Consider the following 1,474-nt stretch of genomic DNA (forward strand, 5'->3'; position numbering starts at 1 on the left):
CAAGACAATCGAGTTATTTGGGTATTGGCCTTTTAGCGATTGCAGGGTATCGAAAGCGGCTTCGAACTCATTATTACGAATAAATTGCTTGGCTCGAGTCAGTTCGACAGCGAGATGAGCATTCTCCTGTTGGCTAGCTAATGCAAGATAATGATCGCGTTTTGCTTTATCACCTTGACCTTGAGCAGCTTCAGAAGCAACGAGATAGCACAGTAGTGGCATATCGTGGTGATTTGCCCAACGAGTGACTTTCTTTTCAGCACCTTTCCAATCACCTTCAAGGAGCTTGATAATGCCTTCATTGGTGTAGCGACGAGAACGACGCATTTTACGTACGCTGAAGTAGTTCCAAGTGCTTGAGCTTGCGTAAACCAACTTTTTAATCAGGTATTCAAGGAGGAAAAGACCAGCTAGCGCAGCGATAACGAAGATCACCAAAGTGGTCACGCTCATTTCGATGGTCTTGTTTGCTATTGAGATCAGTACATATCCTTGTTGACCAGAAAACTGAGTACCGACAAATAGACCTGCACCTAGAACGACAAATAGGAAAATAAGGCGAATCATTATTTATCCCCCGTACCTGTCATTGTTGTGACTTCACGACGTAGTCGCTCACGAATCACATCCGATAGCTGAGATTGGCTTTCCAGTTTTGCAGGGTACTCAACTTGAATATTTTGTTGGCTTAATTGGTTGAGTGCTTTGTTGAATTCTTTCACCGCATTGTCGTCTTGATTGAAGAAAGCCATCGCCCACTTGTCAGCTGTCGTTAACGACGTGGTGTAGATTTCGCCTTGCTCTTGGTAAACCGCTTTGATTGCTGTTTCCAGTTTGGCCTTGATGTTTTCTTTTAAATAGAAATGCTGCTCTGGAGACAATAATGGGATGACGTTGCCATCGCGAGTACGGAAAGTAATAAAGTTCTCAGAGAAGTCTTTCAGAGAGGTCATCAAATTATCTTGCCAGTTTGAAATGTCTTCTGATACTTCATGTTGAGCAACGACTTGGGCTTCCGGCAGTAGGGCATTTGCTAGAGGTAACTTATCTACTTGCTGCTGTAGAGCGGTTAAACGCAGAACAAGACCGTCACGGTCAATCAATGGGACAGTGCGCAGTTTGGTAATGTCGTTTGCCATCGCTTTACGCAGTTTAACTAAGCTTGGATCGTTTAGCGCGGCAATACGTTGGTCTGCGCTTTCCATTAGTTGAGTTGCGCTTTCTACGTCATGCTCTAAGAACAGTTTACGACCAGCCAACTTCACAAGGTAATCGGCCTCTGCCAATAGCCAGTCGTTTGGACGTCGGCCTTTCACATCTGCGACGGCGAGTTGTAAACTTTCAATGCTCTTTTGTTGTTGACCAAGCACCACTTCTGCTTTGTGCGTTACTGTGGTCGCTTTCTCGATGGTTTCGTCTTTAACTTGGTTTAGCTCTTGCTTCATCGAAGCTTGCGCTTTTTCTAGTTGGTTTT

The 1,474-nt window shown here is 44.6% G+C and carries 2 protein-coding genes; both read right to left on the bottom strand.

From position 1 onward, the window contains the following. Positions 1-567: heme biosynthesis HemY N-terminal domain-containing protein (locus R7O12_RS24625; protein WP_318126675.1), on the bottom strand; the 567-nt coding region annotated here is incomplete at its 3' end. Beyond that, positions 567-1,474: uroporphyrinogen-III C-methyltransferase (locus tag R7O12_RS24630; protein WP_318126677.1), on the bottom strand; the 908-nt coding region annotated here is incomplete at its 5' end. The genes R7O12_RS24630 and R7O12_RS24625, both read right to left, overlap by 1 nt.

The organism is Vibrio sp. Vb1574 (assembly GCF_033338675.1).